At 64.2% G+C, this 1322-nt stretch carries 2 protein-coding genes; both read right to left on the bottom strand.

Translation table 11 applies throughout. The features are described from left to right. Nucleotides 1-912, bottom strand: a 912-nt coding sequence (locus ACXJL8_RS41345; RefSeq protein ID WP_456687065.1) for an ABC transporter ATP-binding protein, incomplete at its 3' end; no start/stop codon positions are given. A 5-nt stretch (nucleotides 913-917) separates the two neighbouring features. Beyond that, nucleotides 918-1322: ABC transporter permease (locus ACXJL8_RS41340; protein ID WP_456687064.1), on the bottom strand; the 405-nt coding region annotated here is incomplete at its 5' end.

The following is a 1322-nucleotide window of genomic DNA, read 5'->3' as shown; positions in this document are numbered from 1 at the left end:
GGACAAGCCCGGCCATGACGTCTCCTTGAGCGGCTCTGGCTTGGCGTCGGACGCAATCGTCAGTCCGGGCTTGCCGATATGCACGACCGGCACGTTGCGTGGATCGTGGCCGGGCGCCTCCGCCGCAAACGTCTTGCTGCGCGTCACCAGGAAATCGATGATGTGGTTGCGCAGAGCGTAGTAGAGCGGATGGCGGTGCAGGTCGGTGCGGCCGCGATCCTTCGGCAGCGGATTTTCGACGACCTCCGCCAGCACCGCGCCCGGCCCATTGGTCATGAGAAAGATCTTGTCGGCGAGGTAAATTGCCTCGTCGACGTCATGGGTGATCATGAACGCGGTCTGGCCAGTCTCCAGACAGATGCGCCGCACCTCGTCCTGAAGCGTTCCGCGCGTCAGCGCGTCCAACGCCGAGAACGGCTCGTCCATCAGCATCATCTTCGGCGTGATCGAGAGCGCGCGGGCGATGCCGACGCGCTGCTTCATGCCGCCGGAGAGCTCAGAAGGACGCTTGTGCTCCGAGCCGGTCAACCCGACGAGATCGATGAAGGTCTGGGCGTGCGCCTTGACCTTGGCGCGATCCCAGCTCCGCCATTTCGAGCTCACGGCATAGGCGACGTTGCCGAGCACCGTGCGCCAGGGCAACAACGCGTGGCTCTGGAAGATCACGGCGCGGTCGAGGCTGGTGCCCGAGATCGCCTGCCCGTCGACGATGACGGCGCCCTCGCTCGGCGCGTCGAGGCCGGCGAGGATGTTGAGCACCGTGGTCTTGCCGCAGCCGGAATGGCCGATCACGCAGCAGAACTCGCCCCGCGCCATCGACAGCCACAGATTCTCGAACACCGTCGTCGTGGCGCCACTGGCGCCCGGATAGCGCTTGGCGATGCCTTCGATGGAGATGAATTTTGCGGTCACAGCCCCTACTCCGGAAACGTGACCAGGCGCGTGAAGCGCGCGAGGATCTGGTCGAGCAGCATGCCGACGACCCCAATCAGCAGGATCGCGATGATGACATTGGTGATCGAGAGGTTGTTCCACTCGTTCCAGACGAAGTAGCCGATGCCGGTGCCGCCGACGAGCATCTCGGCGGCGACGATCACCAGCCAGGCGATGCCGATGGAGATGCGCATGCCCGTCAAAATCGTCGGCGCGGCTGCGGGGAGGATCACGGTGAAGGCGCGCCTGAGCGTGCCGACCTCGAGCGTGCGCGCGACGTTGATCCATTCCTTGCGCACGCTGGCAACGCCAAACACGGTGTTGAGCAGCATCGGCCAGATCGAGCAGATGAAGATGACGAATATCGCCGAGATCGAGGAATCCTTGAT

It is taken from the genome of Bradyrhizobium sp. P5_C11_2, from assembly GCF_054049755.1.
The sequence above is the reverse complement of the archived record's forward strand: the minus strand, read 5'-3'. Positions and strand labels throughout refer to the sequence as shown.